This is a genomic window from Methylobacterium dankookense (assembly GCF_902141855.1).
Taxonomy (GTDB): Bacteria; Pseudomonadota; Alphaproteobacteria; order Rhizobiales; family Beijerinckiaceae; genus Methylobacterium; species Methylobacterium dankookense.
This window is the reverse complement of record NZ_CABFVH010000114.1, coordinates 1-1650: the sequence shown is the minus strand read 5'-3', so window position 1 is coordinate 1650 and position 1650 is coordinate 1. Positions and strand designations below refer to the sequence as shown.

The 1650-nt window shown below is 68.5% G+C and carries 2 protein-coding genes; both read left to right on the top strand.

Going from position 1 to position 1650, the window contains the following annotated elements; all coding sequences use genetic code 11:
- Positions 1 to 756 (top strand): ABC transporter ATP-binding protein (locus MTDSW087_RS29785; protein WP_144769391.1); only part of this gene is annotated, 756 nt, incomplete at its 5' end.
- A gap of 28 nt (positions 757 to 784) precedes the next feature.
- Positions 785 to 1650: ABC transporter permease (locus MTDSW087_RS29780; protein WP_210248322.1), on the top strand; the 866-nt coding region annotated here is incomplete at its 3' end.

Sequence of the window (1650 nt, the reverse complement as noted above, 5' to 3'; positions counted from 1 at the left end):
CCACTCCTTGAGGTCGACGGCGTCACGCTTCAGTACAAGACGCCGCACCACCTGATCACCGCGACCTACCGGGTCGACTTCGCGGTCCTGCCGGGCGACCGCTTCGTGCTGCTCGGGCCCTCGGGCTGCGGCAAGTCCACCCTGCTCAAGGCGGTGGGCGGCTACATGGCCCCCACCGAGGGCGAGATCCGCCTCAAGGGCCGCCCCGTCACCGGGCCCGGCCCCGACCGCATGATGGTGTTCCAGGAGTTCGACCAGCTCCTGCCCTGGAAGACCGTGAAGCAGAACGTGGTCTTCGCCCTCGAAGCCTCGGGCCGGCTCTCCGGCCGCGCGGCCGAGGCGCGGGCCATGCACTACATCGACAAGGTCAACCTCACGAAGTTCCGCGACAGCTACCCGCACATGCTCTCGGGCGGCATGAAGCAGCGCGTGGCCATCGCCCGCGGCATGGCCATGGAGCCCGACATCCTCCTGATGGACGAGCCCTTCGCCGCCCTCGACGCCCTGACCCGGCGGCGCATGCAGGACGAGCTGCTGGCGCTGTGGGAGGAGACCCGCTTCACCGTCTTGTTCGTCACCCACTCGATCCCCGAGGCGATCAAGATCGGCTCGCGCATCCTGCTGCTCTCGCCCCATCCCGGCGAGGTGAAGGCCGAGCTCAACAGCGCCGGCTCGCCCGAGGAGGCGCTGCGCCTCGAAGGCCGCATCCAGCAGATGCTCTTCTCGGAGGAGATCAAGGAGGCGGAGAATGTCTAGAGGTCTGCATCTCATGCCGCGCCCCGAGATGACGCCCGCCGCCCGCCAGCGGCCCGAGATCGTCCGCGAGCCGGTCGCGGGGCAGGGCCGCACGGTGGTCGAGAAGCCGCTCTCGACCTTCGAGCTGCTCTACAACCAGGGCTGGCTGCGGAAGCTCCTGATCCTCGCCGTGCTGGCGCTGATCTGGGAGGCCTACGGGCGCTACCTCGACAACGACCTCCTGTTCCCGACCTTCACGGCGACCGTCTCGGCCTTCGCCCGGGGCGTGGCGGACGGCACCCTGCCGGCGCGCGCCTGGGGCTCGATCAAGGTGCTGCTCGTCGGCTACGCGCTGGGCGTGGCGCTGGCGACCCTGCTGACCGGGCTCGCCATCGCCTCGCGCATCGGCACCGACTTCCTCGAGACCATGACCTCGATGCTGAACCCGCTGCCGGCGATCGCGCTGCTGCCGCTGGCGCTGATCTGGTTCGGGCTCGGCAACGGCAGCCTGGTCTTCGTGCTGGTCCACTCGGTGACCTGGGCGATCGCGCTCAACACCCATTCGGGCTTCCTGTCGGTGAGCCGGACCCTGAAGATGGTCGGGCAGAACTACGGGCTGTCGGGCCCGGCCTTGATCCGCAGGATCCTGATCCCGGCGGCCTTCCCGTCGATCCTGACCGGCCTGAAGGTGGGCTGGGCCTTTGCCTGGCGCACGCTGATCGCGGCCGAGCTCGTCTTCGGCGTGTCCTCGGGCTCAGGGGGGCTCGGCTGGTTCATCTTCGAGAACAAGAACATGCTCGACATCCCGAACGTGTTCGCCGGGCTTCTCACCGTGATCCTCATCGGCCTTGTCGTGGAGAACCTGATCTTCCAGACCATCGAGCAGCGCACCATCAGGCGATGGGGCATGCAGGC